19 protein-coding genes and 1 pseudogene are annotated in these 22452 nt (G+C 49.3%); 9 read left to right on the top strand and 11 right to left on the bottom strand.

The window, feature by feature from the left end; translation table 11 throughout:
* Positions 1-364 (bottom strand): annotated as a pseudogene (locus Dpoa2040_RS18240) (site-specific integrase); the annotation flags it as partial.
* Positions 354-1730, bottom strand: coding sequence for a site-specific integrase (locus Dpoa2040_RS00015; RefSeq protein WP_038925899.1), 1377 nt, complete (start codon positions 1728-1730; stop codon positions 354-356). The pseudogene Dpoa2040_RS18240 and the gene Dpoa2040_RS00015, both read right to left, overlap by 11 nt.
* A gap of 448 nt (positions 1731-2178) precedes the next feature.
* On the opposite strand from Dpoa2040_RS00015, the gene Dpoa2040_RS00020 reads away from it, so the two are divergent.
* From Dpoa2040_RS00020 to Dpoa2040_RS00035, 4 genes are all read left to right on the top strand, one after another.
* Positions 2179-3024: a mannosyl-3-phosphoglycerate phosphatase gene (locus Dpoa2040_RS00020; protein ID WP_168639875.1), complete on the top strand. Its 846-nt coding sequence runs from the start codon at positions 2179-2181 to the stop codon at positions 3022-3024.
* A 19-nt stretch (positions 3025-3043) separates the two neighbouring features.
* Entirely contained in the window at positions 3044-4270 is a 1227-nt protein-coding gene (locus tag Dpoa2040_RS00025) for a glycosyl transferase (RefSeq protein WP_168639876.1), read from the top strand.
* A 302-nt stretch (positions 4271-4572) separates the two neighbouring features.
* Positions 4573-5322 (top strand): bifunctional NADP-dependent 3-hydroxy acid dehydrogenase/3-hydroxypropionate dehydrogenase YdfG, encoded by a 750-nt coding sequence (gene ydfG / locus Dpoa2040_RS00030; protein ID WP_168639877.1) that lies wholly within the window; start codon positions 4573-4575, stop codon positions 5320-5322.
* Positions 5323-5510: 188 nt separating this feature from the next.
* Entirely contained in the window at positions 5511-5864 is a 354-nt protein-coding gene (locus tag Dpoa2040_RS00035; RefSeq protein WP_168639878.1) for a DUF1283 family protein, read from the top strand.
* A gap of 90 nt (positions 5865-5954) precedes the next feature.
* Here the strand turns inward: Dpoa2040_RS00035 and bioD are convergent, their stop codons facing one another.
* The 3 genes from bioD to Dpoa2040_RS00050 all read right to left on the bottom strand — a co-directional run bounded on the left by bioD (position 5955) and on the right by Dpoa2040_RS00050 (position 9023).
* Positions 5955-6626: a dethiobiotin synthase gene (bioD, locus tag Dpoa2040_RS00040; protein ID WP_042870546.1), complete on the bottom strand. Its 672-nt coding sequence runs from the start codon at positions 6624-6626 to the stop codon at positions 5955-5957.
* A gap of 148 nt (positions 6627-6774) precedes the next feature.
* Positions 6775-7992 (bottom strand): ROK family transcriptional regulator, encoded by a 1218-nt coding sequence (locus tag Dpoa2040_RS00045; RefSeq protein WP_168639879.1) that lies wholly within the window; start codon positions 7990-7992, stop codon positions 6775-6777.
* A gap of 116 nt (positions 7993-8108) precedes the next feature.
* A complete protein-coding gene (locus Dpoa2040_RS00050; protein WP_168639880.1) occupies positions 8109-9023 on the bottom strand; it encodes a LysR family transcriptional regulator in 915 nt (304 codons plus the stop codon).
* 138 nt (positions 9024-9161) lie between these two features.
* Here Dpoa2040_RS00050 and Dpoa2040_RS00055 point away from each other — a divergent pair, with 138 nt between their 5' ends.
* Positions 9162-10412 carry an MFS transporter gene (locus Dpoa2040_RS00055; protein WP_050569439.1) on the top strand — a complete coding sequence of 417 codons (1251 nt, stop codon included), beginning with the start codon at positions 9162-9164 and terminating at the stop codon, positions 10410-10412.
* Positions 10413-10596: 184 nt separating this feature from the next.
* Positions 10597-11523, top strand: a complete 927-nt coding sequence (gene tus / locus Dpoa2040_RS00060; RefSeq protein WP_168639881.1) for a DNA replication terminus site-binding protein — start codon at positions 10597-10599, stop codon at positions 11521-11523.
* Between the two features lie 3 nt (positions 11524-11526).
* Here the strand turns inward: tus and fumC are convergent, their stop codons facing one another.
* Complete coding sequence (fumC, locus tag Dpoa2040_RS00065; protein ID WP_168639882.1) at positions 11527-12924, bottom strand: class II fumarate hydratase; 1398 nt, start codon at positions 12922-12924, stop codon at positions 11527-11529.
* Positions 12925-13103: 179 nt separating this feature from the next.
* Between fumC and manA the strand changes: the two genes are divergently transcribed.
* The 3 genes from manA (at position 13104) to add (ending at position 17247) form a co-directional block, all read left to right on the top strand.
* A complete protein-coding gene (gene manA / locus Dpoa2040_RS00070; protein WP_042870535.1) occupies positions 13104-14288 on the top strand; it encodes a mannose-6-phosphate isomerase in 1185 nt (394 codons plus the stop codon).
* A 56-nt stretch (positions 14289-14344) separates the two neighbouring features.
* Positions 14345-15898 (top strand): YdgA family protein, encoded by a 1554-nt coding sequence (locus Dpoa2040_RS00075; protein ID WP_168639883.1) that lies wholly within the window; start codon positions 14345-14347, stop codon positions 15896-15898.
* Positions 15899-16227: 329 nt separating this feature from the next.
* On the top strand, positions 16228-17247 hold the full coding sequence (add, locus tag Dpoa2040_RS00080; RefSeq protein WP_042870531.1) for an adenosine deaminase: 1020 nt from the start codon (positions 16228-16230) through the stop codon (positions 17245-17247).
* A 78-nt stretch (positions 17248-17325) separates the two neighbouring features.
* Here the strand turns inward: add and Dpoa2040_RS00085 are convergent, their stop codons facing one another.
* The 5 genes from Dpoa2040_RS00085 to araH all read right to left on the bottom strand — a co-directional run bounded on the left by Dpoa2040_RS00085 (position 17326) and on the right by araH (position 22444).
* Complete coding sequence (locus Dpoa2040_RS00085) at positions 17326-17784, bottom strand: SgcJ/EcaC family oxidoreductase (RefSeq protein WP_168639884.1); 459 nt, start codon at positions 17782-17784, stop codon at positions 17326-17328.
* 236 nt (positions 17785-18020) lie between these two features.
* The gene (locus tag Dpoa2040_RS00090) at positions 18021-19016 is read right to left on the bottom strand and encodes a bile acid:sodium symporter family protein (RefSeq protein ID WP_042870524.1); all 996 of its coding nucleotides are present in this window, start codon (positions 19014-19016) and stop codon (positions 18021-18023) included.
* Positions 19017-19171: 155 nt separating this feature from the next.
* On the bottom strand, positions 19172-20221 hold the full coding sequence (locus Dpoa2040_RS00095) for an oxidoreductase (protein WP_168639885.1): 1050 nt from the start codon (positions 20219-20221) through the stop codon (positions 19172-19174).
* A gap of 218 nt (positions 20222-20439) precedes the next feature.
* Positions 20440-21390, bottom strand: coding sequence for an arabinose operon transcriptional regulator AraC (araC, locus tag Dpoa2040_RS00100; protein ID WP_168639886.1), 951 nt, complete (start codon positions 21388-21390; stop codon positions 20440-20442).
* 67 nt (positions 21391-21457) lie between these two features.
* Positions 21458-22444, bottom strand: a complete 987-nt coding sequence (gene araH, locus Dpoa2040_RS00105) for an L-arabinose ABC transporter permease AraH (RefSeq protein ID WP_042870520.1) — start codon at positions 22442-22444, stop codon at positions 21458-21460.
* Positions 22445-22452: the final 8 nt, after the last annotated feature.

Here is a 22452-nt window from a genome sequence, read left to right on the forward strand (position 1 = left end):
TCTTTAAATAATCTCGTAATACTGATAGTGAAAATTCTCCAGTTCTTTTAGAATAAAGTAAACAACGCTTCCAATCGTACAATAGAAAAGGGAGAAAAGTAGGTATTCTTGTTGATGCATATTTGAAGCAGATATATTTAGCTAATCTGTCAGATACGTCATCTTGTTTAAAAGATAGATAACGTCTACTGCCGGAAAAATAGAAAACCCACCGATTTTTATCGTTAACAATATACCGATCATCAAAATCACTTGCTGTTGCCAGAAAAATCCTATCGGGCAACTTAATATTAAGGATAGTGCTAGTAAAGTCTTTTGAATATGATGAATCACCAATGACTGAATGATTATTATCAATAATCATTATTAACATCCTCAAAAAAAGAACTAAGAGTATCATTTAGTTCTCGATTGTCCTGAACAATGCGATGGATGTTAGCCTTGTTAGCCAACTCCGATAGAAATCTCTTTGCATAAATGTCAGGCATTTCACTTTTCTGGCTCCATCCACCCATCAAACGTAACTCATTTTTAGCTTCCCCCATCAATCCATTCATAAAAAAATCAAAGTCAGTGTGGTTTTTTATTGTCCTGCTTTTCATGAGTTTCATGTAATACAACTTTTGCAAAGTCAGATAAGCCCAAGTATGTCTGGTAACATGTGGAGTCAGTTTTTGTATCGAGTCGAAATACTTCAATGACTTATACTCTGGAAATTCTTTGCTAAACTTTGAATCAATTTGTAAAAAAATAGAATATACCGAATTGTAAGACAATGGTTTCCCACCAGGATGCATTGATGTGAAGATATAATCATGCTCAGTTTTTGGTCGAAGCTTTTCTATGTAAATGACCAAAAAATCATGATCCTGCTTATCTAACTCTAAAACCCTATTTGCCCAGACATTTTTAAGCGAAGGGGCATATCCTCTGGGGTCGCGCTCCCCATCAGTCGTAGTAATGACAAGGCTAAACTTGTCGCCTTTTATATTGCATTTTATTGATTGGCGTTCAAGAAGTAATAATTCTCCTATTCTTAAACCATAATTGAGCAATAAACGAACAATGAGAAAATTGCGGAACTGCAGATTTCCAAACGGAAAGGGGTTTAATGGATTAAACTTCCGAGCAGAGCAGGGGGTGATAATTCTGTATAGACAGCTCACCATGTCGCTATTCATACTCTGAAATCCCTGGATGGTACGGCTTTGTTTTCCTGTGACCATGGTACGATAGCTATCGTTGCAAAGGTGCAAGCGAGCATGCAAGCGAAAAGACAGCTGTGACAATGCCTTGGGACTATCGTCTAAATAAAAAGGCGAAATATACTTGTTAATCAAAAAAGAAATGAACTGAATTATCGCGCGAAACCGAGCCGCATTAGTGAAAGTGCCAGCATTTTTTACAGGTGCTAATACCAATATATTCGACTGGCATGTGCGACCATTTTCTAGATAGTGGGAGAATGCCGACATCTCGTCAATAGCTATACACGGGTCATGGCCAGATGAGTAAAAACTATAGCAAAATGTGACACCATACTTTTTCAGCCAGAACTCATAAAAGTATTTGATGGCCTGTAGTGAGGCCGATTGAGTGGATAGCGAACGAAAACTTAAGTGGTCAATGTGATACCTGAGTGGATACAGCAAAGGTAGGCAAGTTCTGGTGTCCATCAGAATCCACTGTCGTTTGTGGCCCGCTGCAGTTAGCTGGCTAAGTGCGAACATGAACAGATAACCCCATAAACGTTCTAAATTGATATGAAGTTAATGTACTCTCAATTGCAAGAAATAGGAGGTAGGGCAAAGATCAATAACTCATTGATATGTAGCAAAACTACGACCACATATGAAGTTGTTAACCAATAAAGACTATTTAACATAATATACATTATGCGAACCAAGATAAGGTCAGGCGGGTTCTGGCATCCGGGCTGGTTAAGAGTCTTCTTACTTGCTTGCCGTGCATCATAGACTCGACAGTAATTGCGTTTTAGTGAGTTTTAACGACCACGTTTTGGCTGAGTTTGCGAAAACGGTGATCTAGGCCTAGGCTTAACAAAGCACTCAAATAATTTCCATGAAAATAGTCAATCAGTGACGCTTTGTCATCTAGCCGCATGTCAATTTTTCTTGCATCCCACTCTGAATAATCTGCATAGCTACAGGAGACGAAATGCTTGAATTGACTAAAAATTGGGTTATTTTCACCGATCTTGATGGCTCATTGCTGGATCATGACACCTATCAATGGGATGACGCTCAACGGTGTCTTAATCGATTACTGTTCCATCAGGTGCCAATTGTTATGACAACCAGTAAAACTTCGGCAGAAATCACGTCGTTGCAGCAGGATTTAGGTTTATGGGAAATGCCTGCTATTGCGGAAAACGGCGCGCATATTCTGTTGCCGACATCCTGGCAGATTGGATTGCAGTCATCGCTTTCACCGATTTCCCTTACCTACCCCGATTTATGCCAACAGTTGAACGTACTACGCGAGCAATACGGTTTTCCATTCTATGGATTTTCCGATATGGATGATGCCGCTGTGGCAGCTGTCACTGGCCTTACGCTGCAGCAAGCCACGCTGGCTCGCCAACGTACTGCCTCAGAACCCTTGCTCTGGCAAGGAGATACCGCATCGCTGGAAATGTTCAGGAAATGTTTGGCCCAAAAGAAATTATCGTTGACCGAAGGTGGTCGTTTTTTTCACGTGATGCATAAAGACGTCAGTAAAGGCGCAGCAGTAAATCGATTAATACAACATATCAAATCAAATATTGAATTGATGAGTCGCCGGTCCTTGGCCACTATTGGTTTAGGCGACGGGCCAAACGATATTTCTTTTTTGGAATCAATGGATTATGCAGTAATCATTAAAGGGCCATCCAGTAAAAAAGTGACGTTGTCACCTTTTGGGGGGAGGGAAATCTACTATACCCAGGCTGCCGGCCCGGCTGGCTGGAGTGAAGGCATAACCTATTTTTTCGGTCGTTATGAGACCGGGTTACTTGATTGACAAGGGAGAAACAGCGGCTATGAGTGAATTCTATCAGGATGGTATTATCACCAACTTTCATAACCTTACCCGGCGCAGCATAGAGGAACTGGAGTATGAGTTACAGGTATTTTCCGGTCAAAGTAGTATGGGGCTGATCCTCCCTTCCCTTTACTCTGAGCTGGAAGGACCGGCGCTAGATAAGATTGTCGATATGCTAGCCCAGGTGCCTTATTTGTCTGAGATTGTCATCGGTCTTGATCGGGCAGACCGCGATCAGTTTCTGTTTGCCCGGCAATTTTTCTCCCGCCTGCCACAACGGCATCGTATTTTGTGGAATGACGGCCCACGTATGACTCGGCTCAGCCAGGAACTGACGGACATTGGGTTAGCACCAATGGAACAAGGCAAAGGTCGCAATGTCTGGTTTTGCGTTGGTTATACCTTAGCATCACGCCGTACTGCGTGCATTGCACTGCATGATTGTGACATTGTCACTTATGATCGCGCTATGCTGGCACGCCTGCTCTACCCGATTTCTAACCCTAATTTCCACTACGATTTCTGTAAAGGCTACTATGCACGGGTATCAGAAGGAAAATTAAATGGTCGCGTTGGGCGCTTGCTGGTGTTTCCGCTGCTGAAATCGTTGCAAAGCGTTTACGGTAATTCAGACTATCTCGAATATATGCGCAGTTTCCGCTATCCGTTATCCGGTGAGTTCGCTATGCGCAGCCACGTATTGCGTAATCTGCGTATTCCGAGTGATTGGGGATTGGAAATCGGCATGTTGTCGGAAATCCATCGGGGGACGGCAACCAGCCGTATCTGCCAGGTGGATATTGCCGACAACTATGATCATAAGCATCAGCCCATGTCGGAAAACGATCCCAATTCCGGACTACAGCGTATGGCGATGGATATCACCAAAGCGTTATACCGTAAACTGGCGATTCAGGGTGTCAGCATTACCACTGACTCATTTCGGGTACTGAGAGCGACGTATTACCGGACTGCGTTGGATATGATCGACTCGTTTGAGCATGATGCACGTATGAATGGATTGCACTTTGATCGTCATACCGAAGAATCGGCAGTAGAACTGTTTGCTGATGTCATTACCCAGTCCGGACAGGCATACATCGAAAGTCCGGGTGATAAACCGTTTGTACCTAGTTGGAACCGGGTTCAGTCAGCATTTCCTGATATTCTGGAGCGGCTGTACGATGCCGTTGAGGCAGATAATCAGGAAATTAGTGCGCAATAACACCTGTGACAAATCTATTTTAGCCAACCGTAATCTCTGCCCGATATGGTGCCTGCAAAATAGTGCAACGCGGCATCCGGTCTGCGATACATACCGAAAAGATCAACGCTGACATAGAGATAGCCTCGGCGTTGAGATATGCTGATTTTCATTATGGTGTTACAGGCAGGATCTTCGTGATAACGTGGCGCACGCTATAGCGATTTTGTGTTTAAACGAAATTGTGTTTAAACGAAATATTGTGTTTAAGCGAAAGATCGCTGCCAGGCATTGCAGTCAGGAATATAAAGAGGAAAAAACGCATGATTATTTTCGTTACCGGCGCGACGGCGGGCTTTGGTGAAGCGATTACCCGGCGGTTTATCAAAGAAGGTCATCAGGTTATCGCCACAGGGCGTCGTCAGGAGCGTCTTGATGCATTAAAAACTGAGTTTGGTGCGGCGCTTTTCACGCTTTGTCTTGATGTGCGTGACCGACAGGCCATTGAACAGGCCATCGCAGCCCTGCCTGCCGAGTGGCGCAACATTGATGTGCTGGTGAATAACGCTGGTCTGGCACTGGGGTTGGAGCCGGCTCACAGAGCCAATGTTGACGACTGGGAAACCATGATCGATACCAACAATAAAGGGCTGGTATTTATGACTCAGGCGTTGCTGCCGGCAATGGTGGAGCGCAATGTCGGCCATATCATTAATATCGGTTCTACTGCGGGAAACTGGCCTTATCTCGGCGGAAATGTCTATGGTGCCAGCAAGGCGTTTGTGCGTCAGTTTAGTCTGGGGTTGCGGACTGATCTGTCCGGGACGCGGGTGCGTGTGACTAACATCGAACCGGGGTTAGTCGGCGGTACGGAATTCTCCGCCGTGCGCTTTAAAGGGGATGAGGCTAAGGTTAACCAGACGTATGACAAATCTAACCCGTTGACGCCTGAGGATGTGACGGAAGCGGTGTTCTGGGTGGCAACACTGCCGTCCCATGTCAATATCAACACCCTGGAAATGATGCCGGTAAGCCAGACTTACGGTGGTCTGAAGGTTAATCGAGACGAATAACACGCTGTTTATCTAAGTGTTTTGTTCAATATTCAGCATCTTGCCGAAATCGCGGATTCAGGGACGAATAACTGAACGGTTGGCAGCTATAGCTTGTTGATGTCAGCGGATGCTATCGTTACCGTAATGAGCGTTTGGATATGCCAACACTGTTTTCATATTTACAGTAATTCCTATCTGGGTGAAACATGCAGAAAAAAACACGTAATTTACTTCTTATTGTATCGTCGCTGTTTGGCTTGAGTCTCTTGTCATCAGCACAGGCGGCACAGCACATTGTGATTGATAATGGCAACAGTGCATTATCTAAAGAAGCCGCTCGCCAGAGCAGCGAGGATTGGAACGAAACACGCACGTTGCGTAATAAGGTCAACAAACATCTCGAAAAACGGGTCGATAAGGCAGACAGAGATTTCGACAAAGCTGATATGGCGCAGGCGCTTGAAGAGAAATGCAAAGCCAGCGCTAACTTCAACGCGTACTGGGAACCCAGTTCGTCACGTTGCCTTGACCGTCGTTCCGGTCGCCCGGTAATGCCCTGATTTCTCATCATCACATCAGGCGTTATGCCCAGTCAGGAGAATGATCTAAGGGGGATCGTTCCCCCTTGGTGCGGGAAAGCCGGGCACCGGTTAAAATGACTGTCTAATTGCGGAAAGATCAATATAAGCAGATAAGTCCCGTTGTTCAGCGCGAGGCAAATACGGTAGCTCGCCTAATTGAGGCGCCGGGATTTTTTCGCGCAGAGCATGGATGATTTCGGCATAGTTGGCCAACCCTGGGTTGATACGGTTCGCAACCCAGCCCACCAAAGGCAATCCATCGTTAATCACCGCTTGTGCCGTCAGCAGCGCATGGTTGATACAACCCAGTTTGATCCCAACCACCAGGACAACCGGCAATTGTTCCTGAACAACCCATTCAGAATAAGTCTGTAAGTCGTTCATCAACGTACGCCAGCCACCGCTACCTTCTACGACAACCATGTCTGATAACCCGCCGAGTTGATTCAGCCCTTCAGTCATGGCGCAGTAGTTAATCTCTTGTTCACTGGCACTGATTTCATCTTCCGGCAGCGATATAGGATTGACTTGCAGATAAGACAGCGGGATTGATGAAGCTTCCTGCAGCACCAGCGCATCTTTGTTACGCAGCCCCTCTTCCGTCTCCTTACAGCTCTTGGCGACAGGTTTATAACCCACCACAGTTTTGCCCGTTTTCGCCAGCGCCTGTAATAACGCCTTCGATACCACTGTTTTTCCAACGGCAGTATCCGTTCCTGTAACAAACATACGCTTTAACATGAAAACACCACTCCGGCAGGCCCCACCTGAAAAAATAAACCTCAAAAAAACTTACTGATGAAACCTGAAGTCTAGGGGATGGGCAGCCGGAGCAGCTTGCGTTAGCGCAATGTTTTGTCGGTCAGCGGAGACACCAGGTTATTTGCTGTTAGCCCTGCATCAGTTTAATCAACAACGCGCCGCTATAGAGCGCATCCTTGATGAGCGCTGCACCGGGTACGGTTCCCTGATTGTAGAAATGGGTTGACGTAACTTTCAGGTGATAACTGTAGGCAGGCAATGCCTGGCGACGAACACAGTCGATGATGGCGGGATATAAAATATCGGCGGCCTGATTCAATGGCGAACCGATCAGAATTTTTTCCGGATTGAACAGGTTCACCATGATGGCGGTAATGCGCCCCACATTATTACCGACATCAACAATAATATCTTTTGCCAGTTGATCATCTTTTAGCGCTGCATCGCACAGTGATTCGACCGTTAACGGCGAGCCATGCAATAGCGAACTCATTGAACCTTTCAGGCGCTGTTGCGCCAGTTCCAGCATACTTTCAATGCTGGCGACAGTTTCCAGACAACCGTGATTGCCGCAGTAACAGCGTTTGCCGTAAGGATCAACCTGGGTATGACCAATTTCCACCAGTGTTCGGCTACCAGCATGTAAGATGCGGCCACCAGTAATGATGCCGGCACCGACGTTATGGTCGATCACTATCTGGATGACGTTTTGACAACCGCGTGACGCGCCGAACAGCGCTTCCGCCATGGTCCAGGCACAGATATCATGTTGCAGATAAACGGGTACGCCGGTGCGCTTTTCCAGTGCCGGACCAATCGCCATGTCTTCCACGGGGTAGAACGGCATACGATGAATAATGCCTGTGGAAGAATCCACCATGCCAGGTGATGTGATAGCGATAGCGGTCAGCCGTTCCAGCTTGCGTTGATGGCGGATGAAGAATTGATCGATTTCAGCCAGGATGCGGTCAAGCAACGGTTGGGGATGTTCGCTCGGTAAATTAACCTGTTCTTCTACTACCAGATGGCCGCTGAGATCGCGCAGAGCCAGTGTCATCATCTGGTTGCTGATGCGTACTGACAGATAGTGCCAGGCTTCGGTATCCAGCACCAAACCGATAGCCGGGCGACCACGGCTCCCCATTTCCTGATACTCGGTTTCTCGTACCAGATGGGCCTCCATCAGTTCACGTACAATTTTGGTAATACTGGCAGGAGCAAGCTGGGCCTGTTTTGACAACTCAATGCGGGAGATGGGGCCATATTCATCGATCAACCGATAAACGCCACCTGCATTCATCTGTTTGATTTGATCGATGTGTCCCGGCTGGCCACTGACAATCACGGTGAAACGGCTCCTGCGATAAGGCGTAATCGGTATTTTTTACGCTGTAAAATAAAAAACTGCGGCTATGGTGGGGCTTTTGTAAATAGCCGTCAAATATTTGATTCGATATGTGATTAACTGCACATATTTTTGCCAGTATTCCCCAACATAAGTGTGATTAGTGTCTGAGTAGCAGTGTTAAGTGGCCGCTGCTGGTGAGTGACCAGCCACATTTCACTGATAGCATCTTTTTCCTGTAACGACAGGTATTTGACGCCATCTATCCGGATTCGGCGGAATGAAGCAGGCAGCAGCGATACCCCTAGCCCGGATGACACCAGACCGATAATGGTCATCGCCTCGCCGACTTCCTGTGTGATGTAAGGTGTAATGCCGTATTTTTTGAGTAACGTCAGTACCTCGTCGTAGAGAGCGGTTCCCACTTTCCTGGAGAAAAATACGAACGGTTCGTTGGCCAGTTGCCGGATACTGATGTACCCGCCGGGCGCTGAGGCCAGAGGGTGTTCTTCATGTACCACCGCAACGATGGGTTCATGCAATAACAACTGATGACGTAGTGTTTCTGGCAGCGGATTGTTGCGCATTACGCCTAAATCCAGCTTGCCGTCGAGTAGTGGTGTAATTTGTTGCTTAGTGTTGATCTCCAACATCTGGATATGCACGTCGGGATAACTTTGGCGAAATTGCAGCAGACTGCGCGAAACCTGTTTGACAAAAGGTGCGGACGAGGTGAAACCGATATTAAGCTCCCCTATTTCCCCACGCTGAATACGTGCAGCGCGTTCCGCTGCCTGGTTAACCTGACTGATGATGCTCCAGGCTTCTTTCAGAAACAGTTCGCCTGCCTGAGTCAGGCGCACATTGCGGTTGTTGCGTTCCAGCAACTGAGCGCCTATTTGTTCTTCCAGCGCTTGTATCTGCTGACTGAGTGGCGGTTGGGAGATATGTAGCTTTTCAGCCGCTCGGCCAAAATGAAGTTCTTCGGCGACGGCAATGAAGTAGCGTAAATGCCTGAGTTCGATATTCATATTTATAAAGTATCAATATTAATAATTAATATATTATACAAAACAATTGGGCCAATTCTATGATGTGGTCACTGATGTTGATGCCGTATTTTCTCCGGATAAGGATTGATTTTGAGTACCCCGATGTCTGCACAGGGAATGTCCGTTTCTGTCACTGACGATATCCAACCCCAACGAAACACCCGCGTTCCCGTTTACAAAAGTCCGTTCATCAAGCGAGGTTCGCCATCATTCATTCGCGTTACGCTGGCATTGTTCTCCGCAGGTCTGGCGACATTTGCCTTGCTGTACTGCGTACAGCCAATATTGCCATTGTTGTCGCAGGCTTTTGACGTATCCCCGGCAACCAGTAGCCTGTCGCTTTCTGTCTCCACTATCACTATGGCGATTGGTCTATTGTTTACCGGCCCGCTCTCAGACACCATTGGCCGCAAAAATATCATGGTGGTATCGCTATTGCTGGCTTCGGTCTTTACCCTGATTGGTTGCATGATGACCAACTGGGCCGGGCTGTTGGTTATGCGGGCACTGGTCGGTTTATCGCTCAGCGGTGTGGGGGCGGTGGCAATGACCTACCTGACCGAGGAAATCCACCCCAGCGTGGTGGCATTCTCAATGGGGTTATATATCAGCGGTAATTCAATTGGCGGTATGAGTGGTCGCTTATTGACCGGGGTGATTGCCGATTTTTTTGGCTGGCGTGTATCCATCACTTGCATTGGTATCGTCGCGTTGCTGGCCTCACTGGCATTTTGGCGAATTCTGCCGGACTCTCGCCACTTTCGCGCAGGCTCGCTACGCCCCAAAACGTTGTGGATCAATGCTCGCTTACATTGGCGCGATGCTGGCTTACCGCTACTATTCGCCGAAGGGTTCCTGCTGATGGGATCTTTTGTGACGTTATTTAACTATATTGGCTATCGCTTGCTGGCGGCTCCCTACAACCTGAGCCAGACGGTGGTGGGGCTGTTGTCGGTGGTCTTTCTGACGGGGAGTTATGCTTCTCCGCGCGCCGGTGCGATGATCGCGCGTTTTGGTCGTGGACCGGTGCTGGTCGGCAGTATTGCTTTGATGTTGTCTGGATTGCTGTTGACCCTATTTAGTTCACTTCTGCTAATGTTTGCAGGGATGATGCTATTTGCTGCCGGGTTCTTTGCCGCCCACTCCGTCGCCAGTAGCTGGATTGGACTGCGTGCGTTGCGAGCCAGAGGACAGGCTTCGTCACAGTATCTGTTCTGTTATTACCTGGGGTCGAGTTTAGCAGGGACATCAGGGGGATTCTTCTGGTATCACTATGGCTGGACTGGTCTGGTACTGTTTCTGTCATGTTTGCTGATGCTGGCATTATGGTTGGGGGGTAAGCTGAACCTCCTGAAAAACAAGATCTGATCGTTATCCATCACTGTTCATTCCCCACCGAACTAAGAGCCTATCCCCCAATAGGCTCTTAGTTCGGTGGGTTTTCCCTCGTTTCTGCATTTATCCGTGCTGTTAAGCGAATATGAACATCAGTTGTTAAACTGAGCGTTTGGGATAAAATAAAAGTATGTTGTAACTAAAAAGCGATTTGATTATGGCTGCTTATGATTTGATTGAGCGTATGAATCATTGCTTCTCGATGCTTGAAGCAAACCTGGCCCAATTGCACCAACTTTTTCTGACATTTCATTTTACCGGCGGACGTATCTTCACCCTTCCCCCTATAGAGAAAGGCACCGAACATGATCCGATCACGCATATTTCCGTTACGCCGCGCGTCGGTGAAGAGGCCCGTGATCATGGTTTACAACATTTTCGCCATTTATTTATTCACCATCATGCTGAAACCATCAGCAGTAAGGCCGCAATACGTCTACCCGGCGTCTTATGTTTTAGGGTTAATCACGCAGAATATTTGCAAGCTCACCAGTTAATCACAGAGATCAATACCCGAAAAAAAGAGCTGGAACATATCATTACGGTAGAATCAGGGGTGGAGCCGGAGCAGCGTTTCGATTTTGTTCATACACACCTGAAAGGACTGATCACGCTAAGCGCTTATCGTACCATTACCCTGTTGGTTGACCCCACCTCGGTACGGTTTGGCTGGGCGAATAAGAACATTATCAATAATATCACCCGCAATGCATTGCTGGAAAAACTGGAGAAAAGCCTGCGTGCAGGACGCAGCCAGGCACCATATAGTAAAGAGCAGTGGACATCGCTGCTGGAGCAGGAAATACGTGACGTAAAACGCCTGCCGGAGCAGGCATCGCTGAAAATAAAGCGACCGGTTAAAGTGCAGCCTATCGCCAGAGTCTGGTATCAGGAAGCACAGAAGCAAATACAGTATCCCTGCCCTTCACCATTGTTGGTGTTATGTCATCAAGACACCATGCCAGTAATGGGCGAATTGAACGACTACGATGCCGACAACATTCAGCATCGCCATCGACCCAAAGCCAAACCATTACGGCTATTGATACCCCGGCTGCATCTTTACACCGATGATGGAGCCTGAGCGTTATGACGTCATGCTGCCGACCATATTCTCCGGGCGTACCCATTGGGTAAATTGTTCGTCGGTGAGGTATCCCAGCTTCAACGCGGAGGCTTTCAACGTCAGGCCCTCTTTGTGCGCTTTTTTAGCAATTTCCGCCGCTTTGTCATAACCAATGTGTGGATTAAGCGCGGTTACCAGCATCAGCGACTCATTTAACAACTGGGTGATGCGTTCACGTTTAGGCTCAATCCCGATAGCACAATGATCGTTAAAACTTTTCATGCCATCAGCCAGTAATCGTACCGACTGTAGGAAGTTGTGAATCACCATCGGTCGGAACACATTCAGTTCAAAGTTGCCGGATGCGCCACCCATGTTTACTGCCACATCATTTCCCATCACCTGACAACACAGCATGGTCATCGCCTCACACTGCGTAGGATTAACCTTGCCAGGCATAATCGAGCTGCCCGGTTCATTTTCCGGAATAGCGATTTCACCAATCCCACAACGTGGCCCGGAGGCCAGCCAGCGGATATCATTAGCCATCTTCATCAATGATGCGGCCACCCCTTTCAACGCACCGTGAGCATGGACCAACGCATCACAAGTCGCTAATGCTTCGAATTTGTTTGGTGCGGTGACGAATGGGTGACCGGTCAGTGTCGTTAATTCCGCTGCCACACGTACAGCATATTCCGGGTGCGTATTTAACCCGGTGCCGACTGCAGTGCCACCTAACGCCAGCTCGCACAGATGTGGAATACTGTTATCAATATGACGCAGGCCATTCGACAACATCGCTACCCAGCCTGAAATCTCCTGCCCGAACGTTAGTGGCGTCGCATCCTGCAAATGGGTTCGGCCAATTTTGACGATATCGGCGAACTGCGCCGCTTTATCTGCCAGTGTGCACTGCAGCACCTTCAGTTCAGGAATCAACTGTTCCCGCACCACAGTGACCGCCGCCACATGCATAGCCGTGGGGAACACATCGTTAGAACTCTGGCTTTTGTTGACATCATCATTTGGGTGAACCAATCGTTCATTACCCCGTACGCCCCCCAGCAATTCGCTGGCCCGATTCGCCAGTACCTCGTTCATATTCATGTTGGTTTGAGTACCAGACCCCGTTTGCCAGATAGCCAGCGGAAACTCGTCGGCATGATGACCACTCAGTACCTCATCGGCCGCCTGAATGATGGCATCACCTTTATTGGCCGCTAATAATCCCAAATCCATATTAACGCGAGCCGCCGCCCGTTTGGTCTGTGCCAACGCGATGATAAGCGAACTGGGCATTTTTTCTTCCGAAATACGAAAATGCGCCAGTGAACGCTGGGTCTGCGCGCCCCACAGATGTGCTGCGGGTACTGCAATCGCTCCCATAGAGTCTTTTTCGATACGCATGTCTGACATGGTTTTCTCCTTTACAAAACAAATCATTTTCAGATGAGTGCGAATTTTTACCCTTCCGGAATCATGGCATATAAGGGATTAGCATAACGGGTATTAAAGATGGAGCAGTCTTTATGGTCTGACTATCCGCCGTTATCGTTACATGAATTAACAATCCGTTTTAATGGCAGGAAAACATGATGCAAAAAATGCGCAACAGCGTGCAAAATTATGCTTGGGGTAGTAAACATGCGTTGACTGAGCTGTATGGGATTGCGAATCCGGACAATCTGCCAATGGCTGAGCTATGGATGGGTGCCCATCCGAAAAGCAGTTCCCTGCTGCTCGACGAACAAGGGAAAACGCACAACCTGCGGGAGTTGATCAATAGCGACCAGCCCGGTTTTCTGGGCAGCGCGGTCGCTAAGCGCTTTGGCGAGTTGCCTTTCCTGTTCAAAGTATTATGTGCTGAGCAGCCCTTGTCGATTCAGGTCCATCCGAATAAATCTGCCGCCGAGGTAGGGTTTGACCGGGAAAATGCCGCCGGCATCCCGCTCGACGCCCCCCAACGCAATTACAAAGATGCCAACCACAAACCAGAGCTGGTTTTCGCACTCACCCCTTATCTGGCAATGAATGGCTTTCGCGAGCTGGCGGAAATTGCTGCTCTGCTACAACCATTGGTCAGCGCTCATCCGGCGATCATAAAATTTCTGTCACGCCCAGACAGCCAGACGCTGACCACCCTATTTTCCGGACTATTGAGTATGAGCGGCGAGCAGAAAGCATTGGCCATCGCCAAACTGCAACAGGTGCTGGATAACCAGCATGGTGAGCCTTGGGATACCATTCGATTTATCGCGCAGTTTTATCCTGATGATGGTGGCTTGTTTTCCCCGTTATTGCTCAACGTAGTCACGCTGCAACCGGGTGAAGCCATGTTTTTGTATGCAGAAACCCCACATGCCTACCTGCATGGCGTCGCACTGGAAGTTATGGCCAATTCAGACAATGTCCTGCGCGCCGGTTTGACGCCCAAGTATATTGATGTTCCCGAATTACTCGCCAATGTCCGTTTTGAATCGAAACCTGCTGCATCATTGCGCACCTTACCGATAAAAACCGCCAACGAACTGAATTTCCCTATCCCAGTCGATGACTTTGCCTTTTCACTGCATTATCTTACGGATGTGCCGCAGATACTCAGCCAACAGAGTGCGGCAATTGTCTTTTGCGTTGAAGGTCAGGCGGTGCTGGAACGTGGGGCACAGCAGGTCAGATTGCTGCCAGGCGAATCATGCTTTATCCCTGCCAACGAATCCCCGGTACAGGTTCAGGGAGAAGGCCAGATTGCCCGCGTCTATAATCAGCCTTTAATGGTATAAAGCCATATATTCCCCTATAAGGGGATGAAAACCATTAATTAACAAGGAAATATAACGTGGCCAAAAAAACAGTTGTAGCCGCTGGCGTTGTTATTGCACTCGCCGCGGCCTGGGGGGGGGCCTCCTGGTTTACTGGCAAACAGATTGAACAGCATATTGGCGAAGTCACCGATAATCTGAATAACGAATTGAAAAGCAACTACCCGCAGGCAGGCATCAAGGTAACATTTCGTGATTATCAGCGTAGCATTTTCAAAAGCCAGGTAGATCTGGTTTTGCAGTCAGACGGTTCCAATGCCAGACAGCATCTGTTGGGCGCTAATGAAGAAGTGGTATTTAACGCGACGGTGTTTCACGGTCCCTTTCCTCTTACTGCCAGCCAGTTTAGCCTGAAACCGGCGCTGGCTTCGGTGCACGCCGAGTTGGCCAACACCGAATCAGTAAAAGCACTATTTGAACTGACCAAAGGCAAGCCGTTCATCAGCACTAATAGCCGCATCGATTACAGCGGTGCCACCCACTCCGCTGTTACACTGGAACCGCTGGACGTACAGAATCAGGAGATGAAGGTCAATTTCAGCGGCACGACACTGCTGCTGGATATGACCAGTGACCTGCGTGCTGGCAAAGCGAGCGGTACTGTCAGCAATCTGACGCTGGAGAAACCTAATCCACAGGGCCAGAAAGAAAAACTGACGCTACAGGATTTGACGCTGAACAGCGATACCCACAAAGGTAAATTCAGTCTCGATGTCGGTGACTCCAGACTAACGCTGAAAAAACTGGCGCTGGACGTTCAGGGGGGTGATAACCTGACGTTGAATGATTTCGCGTTAGCCAATCACACCTCGGAAGATGACGCCAATCTGGCCGGACAGATGACAGTGTCGCTGGGTGCTGCGCTGTTCCGCGATCAAAATCTGGGGTCATGGAATATAAACGTCAGTTTCTCCGGGTTGGATGGTAAAGGTACCCGTCAATTCATGACCGAATACCAGAAAAACCTGCAGTCGATGTTACAGAATATCGACCAGACCACACCGGAAATCTACGATCAGCAACTGGCAGCGTTGGTTTTGCATAATCTGCCGCAACTATTGAAAGGCAATCCAAGCGTCAAAATCGCCCCATTCAGTTGGAAAAATACCAAAGGCGAAAGCACGTTCACGCTGGCGCTGGATTTAACCGACCCCTTGCAAAAAGGTGCCGCGCTGACCGGCAATCCCTCCGACGAAGAAGCGATTATCCGTCAATCGGTTAAAAATCTGGATGCGCGTCTCAATGTGCCGTTGGACATGATTACCGAGTTGATGATACAGATAGCGCCGAAGGCCACTTCTGACGAAGAGAAGAAACAACTGGAGCAGATGGCGCGTCAGCAGACGCAACTGATGGCTAACATCGGCCAGATGAGCCAGGTTACCGTGACGAAAGACAACACGATCACCAGTTCGCTGCAGTACAACGACGGAATGGTGACATTCAACGGACGTAAGATCCCACTGGCGGAATTTATCGCGCCGTTTATCACGTTGCCGGCAGAGAACGTGCCGGAAGAAGGCGACGATTCTCAGGAAGAGACCCCGCCAGACACACCAGTCAGCCCATAATCGCTCACCGGCGCCCGACCCGGCGCCGGATTCCCCTCTGCCCGACGCTGCACATCCAGATATCGTCGTCTCAATACTCACTTTCTGTTTTTAAGTATTGGTGTACACCACGTCCTGCTATTGCGCAGGCAAGAATAACGCGTTTATGCTAACGCTGTGTTATGTCAGTATTGGTACATGGATTTCTTTATATCAAGTGGGCGGTTTTATTCTGGCATTACTACACCGCAAGTTATCAGCCCTGGCCTTTCAGGGTACAGCAGCGATAGCCAGCGTGATGAGGATTACCGCCTGACTAATGGACTTTTCTAATAAAAAACGAGTAAAACATGATTGTTCCGCACATCCCGCTGACGGATATCCATCGCCATCTCGATGGTAATATCCGCCCTCAGACCATCCTTGATTTAGGCCGCCAGTTTAATATCGATTTGCCCGGCCATGATCTGGCCTCTCTGCTCCCCCATGTCCAGGTCGTCGATAATCATGAACCCGATCTACTCAGTTTTCTGCAAAAGCTGGACTGGGGAGTAGCCGTGCTGGGGTCGTTGGATGCCTGCCGCCGGGTCGCTTATGAAAATGTGGAGGATGCTATCCGCGCCGGGTTGGATTACACCGAACTGCGTTTTTCCCCCTACTACATGGCTCTCAATCATCAATTGCCGATGGAAGGCGTGGTTGAAGCCGTAATCGACGGTATCACCGCGGGTTGTCGAGACTATAACCACAACATCATGGTTCGTCTGATTGGTATTATGAGCCGAACTTTTGGTACTCATTCCTGCGAACAAGAGCTTGACGCGCTGCTGGCACACAAAGACGGTATTGTTGCCATCGACCTGGCAGGTGATGAACTGGGGTTCCCCGGTGAGTTATTTACCACCCATTTTGCCCGTGCCCGCGATGCAGGCTGGCATATTACCGCCCATGCAGGTGAAGTTGCCGGGCCGGAGACTATCTGGCAAGCAATACACCAGTTGGGAGCTGAGCGAATCGGCCATGGTGTTACCGCTATCATTGACAGTGCACTGATGGAATATATGGCAGAACACCAGATTGGCATCGAATCCTGTTTGACCTCTAACCTGCAAACCAGCACGATAAAAGCCATGAACGAACACCCACTGGTGCATTTTCTGCGTCATGGTATTCCAGCAACGATCAATACCGATGACCCGGCGATTCAGGGCATCGACATCCGCCATGAATATGATATTGCCGCCCCACAAGCTGGCCTGTTACCGGAGGATATTCGTCTGGCACAGGAAAACGGGTTGCGTATAGCGTTTATTTCCGAACAGGAAAAACAGCTATTACGTCAGCGGGCACAGCAACGGCAAGCGTTATAATAACGTGTTTAGGGCTGACATAAAAAAAAGCGGATACCCAAAAAGTATCCGCTTTTTTTTATGTCGGCAACAACGCTATTAGTCTTTCGGCTGCACAGACGAATGATGGCTGGAGATTAACCATTTGCCATCTTTGTATGCATAGGTATAGGTGTAACGTGCTTTAGCCTGTGATTTATCGCCAAAGGTGAAAGTATAATTACCGATATCCAACGCTTCATTACAACCCATCTTGATAACACGGTTATCAATTTTACCAACAGGTTTTTTCGCCAAAAAATGCTCGAAATAATCAATGCGCTCAGCACTTGTAGTACGCATTTTTCCAGACAGCGTCGGTAATAATACCGCGTCGGTCGCATAATTGGCGTTCACTTTGCTGGCATTGCCAGTCTGCAGCGATTCATTCCAACGGTCAAATAAACTGGCGATAGTTTTTTCGTCAGTATTAACACAGGTTTCGGTATTAGCTGCGTAAGCCTGAGAAGTGACAACAACACTAAGCAAGCCCAGAGATAACAAAGCTTTTTTATACATTTATATCCCTCATTATTAGGTAATGATTAATTTAAATATCCTTGTATCTGTATGCCTGAAAAAAACATCACAGATAATCACCACAATAAAGATTTACTTTGTTGATTATTTCAATTAACACGCGTCATACTTCAAGCAGCAGGACAAACGCAACATGTTTTATCCTGCTACCCGAATTATTTATAGTATAGAACTGGGTAAACAATAAGCCGCTTACCTGATTATTATGTCTTAGCTTATTTCTCTGTTATTTCTTCACCCGCCGTCGCCGTTCTTTTGGCATATCGTTGTGCCAGCGTCGCACACACCATCAATTGAATCTGGTGGAAAATCATGAGTGGCAGCACCATTGCACCAACAGCAGCTGCGGGGAACAGTACGTTGGCCATCGGAATACCGTTAGCCAGGCTCTTTTTCGAACCGCAGAACACTATCGTAATTTCATCCTGAGTGTTGAAGCCCAGTTTGCGAGCCGCAAGCGTGGTGCACACTAACACAATGCCCAGCAGCACCAATGAACACACCACCACCGCCAGCAGCGACCAGCCATTGATCTGGTGCCAAATCCCCTGTACTACCGCCTCGCTAAACGCCACATACACCACCAGCAGAATCGATGAGCGGTCAGTGATATTGATCAGTTTACGATGACGATCAACCCAGCCACCAATCAACGGACGAGATAAATGGCCGATAACAAACGGCACCATTAACTGCATGATAATCGAGCCTATCGCGTGGAGCGTATCAGTTTGCCCTCCCTGCGTATGCATCAGCAAGCCGACCAGTATCGGTGAGAGAAAAACGCCGAGAATGCTGGACGCCGACGCACTGCAGATAGCCGCAGCCACGTTGCCACGTGCCATGGAAGTAAAGGCAATAGCGGATTGCACGGTCGCCGGCAGCGCGCACAAATACAGGAAACCGAGATACAGCCCCGGCGTTAATATCTGCGGAGACAGGAACGCCATGCCAATGCCCAGCAGTGGGAACAAAATGAACGTACTGGCAAACACCACCAGATGCAGCCGCCAGTGACCCATTCCGGCAGTAATGGCATCTCGGGACAACTTGGCGCCATGCATAAAAAACAGCAGTGCGATTGCTGCGTTAGTCAGGTTTTCGAAGAAAACCTTGGCCACGCCTTCACACGGAAAAATAGATGCGGTGATGACGACCGCAATCAAAACCAGCAAAAATTTGTCAATTTTCAAACGTTGTAACCATGACATAGCGTGCTTGCATCCTCTGGCATAAAAAACACAGGCGATCCTGAGATCGCCTGCTTAAACAATGCCCTACTATCAGCAATAACTACCCATAATGCAAGGCTGAAACCCGCTTTAGCGCCGGTGTGTTGCGTCACAGACCATGACCAAATCGCCAGTTAGCTATTTTTAAGCGTCATCGCCTTTTTCTGTTCATTCGAGGCCACTCCCAATTCAATCAGTTCCATCACGTTGATAGCCTGCTCGACCGGTACCGGATTATCGCCGCGCCCCAGCAACGCATCACGTATCCCGGCATAATAAGATTGATAATGACCGGGGAGAGTCGGCACCGTTTGCGTCGCCAGAACACCATCACAATGTAACGTCAGGGTGCCGTCGTGATGGTCTTGCCCCCAATGACCGTGATCCTGTGGCGTCTCGCCCGCTTTCAATTGCTCTTCCTGCGTATCAAGACCAAACTTCACGTAGCTACCCTGCGTGCCGTGAACCACATACCGGGCGCCTGGCGCTGCCGCCAGCATGGTGCCGTGCACTACCACGCGCCGCTGGGGATAAATCAACGTGGCATGGAAGTAATCCACCGCTTTGCTGCCTGGCCGCAGTTGTGCCAAATCGGCCTGAATCGCCACCGGAAAACCAAATAATTGCAGCACCTGATCAATCAGATGTGGTGCCAGATCGTACCAGATACCGCTACCCTCGCTACCGTCTTCGCGCCAGCGTTGGCGTACTTGCGGACGATAGCGGTCAAAATGTGATTCCATATACACCACATCGCCCAACGTCCCGGTTTTCAGCAATTGCGTCAGCGTCAAAAAATCGCTGTCCCAACGTCGGTTATGGAATACGGAAAGCAGCTTGCCGGTATGTTCTGCCAACTGACGCAGTTCACGGGCTTGTGACAACGTCACAGTAAAGGGTTTATCCACCACCACATGTTTACCAGCAATGAGCGCCTGACGCGCCAGCGGAAAATGGGTGTCATTCGGGGTGGGGATCACAATCAGGTCGATATCCGGATCATTGAACAGCGTCTGCGGTTCACGCACCACCTGCATTGAAGGCCAGTCAGCCTGAACTTTCCCCTCATCACTGCTGGACACCGCCGCTAATGTCATTCCTGGCGTAGCGGCAATCAGCGGTGCATGAAACGTCTTACTGGCATAGCCATAACCCAGCAGACCCACACGGATAATATCCGTCATATCGTTCCCCTTATACCTGTCAGGCCGGAGGCTCTGGCCTATTTGTCCGATTGCAATTGCTCACTGCTGACGGAGCACAGCCTAGTATAGCACTGAGGAAACAGATAATTATCGGAAGGGTCCGTTTTCAACACCAGCCACAATCGCCTGTGGCGATCATGGCCGATTGCCTCATCATTGCCAGAGAGTTACAGCGTAAAGAGGTACGACGTAAAGCGTTACGGCGTGACGACCCAGGGATGCGGTGCAAGCGATTCACCTCGCCAGCCAGAAGCGTCGGGTATTTTTTCCATCATCGGGTGATGGATTTCACTGTTGCGACGCCGGAAATCGCTGGGGCTAACGCCTACTCGCTTGCGGAACACACGGGAAAAATAGAGTTGATCGTCATAGCCCACCACGCGCCCGACGGCAGCAATCGACTCCTGAGTCGTTTGCAACAGCAGTTTGGCGCGGATCACCCGCTGATCTTCGCGCCAGCGTAAGATATTCACCCCGACCTGCTCACGGAACAGGTGCGCCAGCCGCGACGGCGACAGGCACACATGGCGCGCGACCTCATCAATGCGCAGCTCTCCGGCCAGATTGCCGGTAATAAACTGGCACGCCTCGATAACGCGCGGGTCCATAATACGCTCCGGGCTTTGCGGATCTTCTTCCATCGCGCGTAACAACAGGCGCTCCAACAGGTTCATCGCCAGTTCTTCGGCAAAACGACGGCCAGAACGGTGTGTCTGTTCGATATTGGCGAATAACTTATCAAATTCCTGCAACAGCCCGGTACTGGAGAGCGTCAGCCGCCCGACGTCACAGCCTTTACTGTGCCACTCCAGCCAGTCGGCCCAGTAAGCACGGGGGCGAAAATAGACCCAGCGGTGATACCAGCAGTCGCTACCGGGCGCACGACCATAATAGTGGCGCGACCGGGGCGGAAACAGCAGCAAATCGCCAGGGTTACAGAAAAACGTATCATCGCCATCCAGCACCTTGCCCTGCCCCTTGATGGTCAGGTTAATGATATATCCCTTCATGCCATCTGGACGATCAATGAAGAAATCCAGTGGTCCACCAGCCAGAATCGGCGTCAGTCCCGCCACCAGATAGGCGTTAAACGCATAACCGGGCAGCAACGGGTTGGGCTGGGACTCATGCGCCATACGGTGATACATGTGGCCTCCTGCAAAGAGATTCTTATCTGTTATGGATGGTGCCAGCAAGAGCCGGCACCCACGGCCATCAAACCGTTTTTTTCGCCAGTTGTTTGTAGCGGTCAAATATCACTGCCGCCAGCAGAATCAAACCACGCACCACATATTGGGCAAAGGGCGAAATATTCAGCAGGTTCATGGCATTTTCTACTGTCCCCAGAATCAACACCCCGGCCACCACATAGGATATCTTACCGATACCGCCTTTCAGTGACACACCGCCCAGTACACATGCCGAAATGACAATTAATTCATAGCCTATCGAGGTCATCGGCTGACCGCTGGTCATGCGCGACGCCAGAATGATGCCCGCCGCGGCGGAAACCAGCCCGGAGAGGCCAAAAATAATGATTTTGGTTCGTACCACCGGTACCCCGGCCAACCGGGCGGCCTCTTCGTTACCGCCAATCGCCAGCGTATTGCGGCCAAAGGTAGTTTTGTTCAGCAGTAAACCGAACAACACCATACAAATTACCGTCAGCCAGATCGGTGCCGGCAACCCCAGCCAGTTGGCATAACCCAGCGTGAAGAAACGCTCATCTTCGATACCAACCGCCTTACCGTCAGAAATGATGTACGCCAGCCCACGCACGATCTGCATGGTCGCCAGTGTGGTGATCAACGCGTTGATTTTCAGTTGTGCGATGACGAATCCGTTCAGTAAACCGAACGCAACGCCAAGCAGCAACCCAGCGGCGACACCCAGCCACAGGCTTTCGCTGACATTGATCACCACCGCGGTGGTCACACCCGCACAGGCAATCACCGAGGCGACCGACAGGTCAAAATCGCCGGAAGCAAGGCAAAACAACATGCCGCAGGCCACCATGCCCGACATGGAAATCGCCAGCCCCAGCCCTTTCATGTTGACGAAGGTGGCGAAATTGGGCACGAACAGCGTGCAGGCCAGAAACAGGGCGGCAAACACGACCAACATGCCGTAATTGTCCCATATACGGGACAGGCTGAAGCCATGAGATTTACCGGCGTGTGAAGGGGAACTTACCGTAGACATTCATCAAC

This window comes from Dickeya sp. CFBP 2040, from assembly GCF_012273755.1.
Lineage (GTDB): Bacteria > Pseudomonadota > Gammaproteobacteria > Enterobacterales > Enterobacteriaceae > Dickeya > Dickeya poaceiphila.

Coding starts and splice junctions, on each gene's coding strand:
- Dpoa2040_RS00015 (WP_038925899.1), bottom strand. CDS start 1,730: ATGTTCGCACTTAGCCAGCTAACTGCAGCGGGCCACAAACGACAGTGG.
- Dpoa2040_RS00020 (WP_168639875.1), top strand. CDS start 2,179: ATGCTTGAATTGACTAAAAATTGGGTTATTTTCACCGATCTTGATGGC.
- Dpoa2040_RS00025 (WP_168639876.1), top strand. CDS start 3,044: ATGAGTGAATTCTATCAGGATGGTATTATCACCAACTTTCATAACCTT.
- ydfG (WP_168639877.1), top strand. CDS start 4,573: ATGATTATTTTCGTTACCGGCGCGACGGCGGGCTTTGGTGAAGCGATT.
- Dpoa2040_RS00035 (WP_168639878.1), top strand. CDS start 5,511: ATGCAGAAAAAAACACGTAATTTACTTCTTATTGTATCGTCGCTGTTT.
- bioD (WP_042870546.1), bottom strand. CDS start 6,626: ATGTTAAAGCGTATGTTTGTTACAGGAACGGATACTGCCGTTGGAAAA.
- Dpoa2040_RS00050 (WP_168639880.1), bottom strand. CDS start 9,023: ATGAATATCGAACTCAGGCATTTACGCTACTTCATTGCCGTCGCCGAA.
- Dpoa2040_RS00055 (WP_050569439.1), top strand. CDS start 9,162: ATGTCCGTTTCTGTCACTGACGATATCCAACCCCAACGAAACACCCGC.
- tus (WP_168639881.1), top strand. CDS start 10,597: ATGGCTGCTTATGATTTGATTGAGCGTATGAATCATTGCTTCTCGATG.
- fumC (WP_168639882.1), bottom strand. CDS start 12,924: ATGTCAGACATGCGTATCGAAAAAGACTCTATGGGAGCGATTGCAGTA.
- manA (WP_042870535.1), top strand. CDS start 13,104: ATGCAAAAAATGCGCAACAGCGTGCAAAATTATGCTTGGGGTAGTAAA.
- add (WP_042870531.1), top strand. CDS start 16,228: ATGATTGTTCCGCACATCCCGCTGACGGATATCCATCGCCATCTCGAT.
- Dpoa2040_RS00085 (WP_168639884.1), bottom strand. CDS start 17,784: ATGTATAAAAAAGCTTTGTTATCTCTGGGCTTGCTTAGTGTTGTTGTC.
- Dpoa2040_RS00090 (WP_042870524.1), bottom strand. CDS start 19,016: ATGTCATGGTTACAACGTTTGAAAATTGACAAATTTTTGCTGGTTTTG.
- Dpoa2040_RS00095 (WP_168639885.1), bottom strand. CDS start 20,221: ATGACGGATATTATCCGTGTGGGTCTGCTGGGTTATGGCTATGCCAGT.
- araC (WP_168639886.1), bottom strand. CDS start 21,390: ATGTATCACCGTATGGCGCATGAGTCCCAGCCCAACCCGTTGCTGCCC.
- araH (WP_042870520.1), bottom strand. CDS start 22,444: ATGTCTACGGTAAGTTCCCCTTCACACGCCGGTAAATCTCATGGCTTC.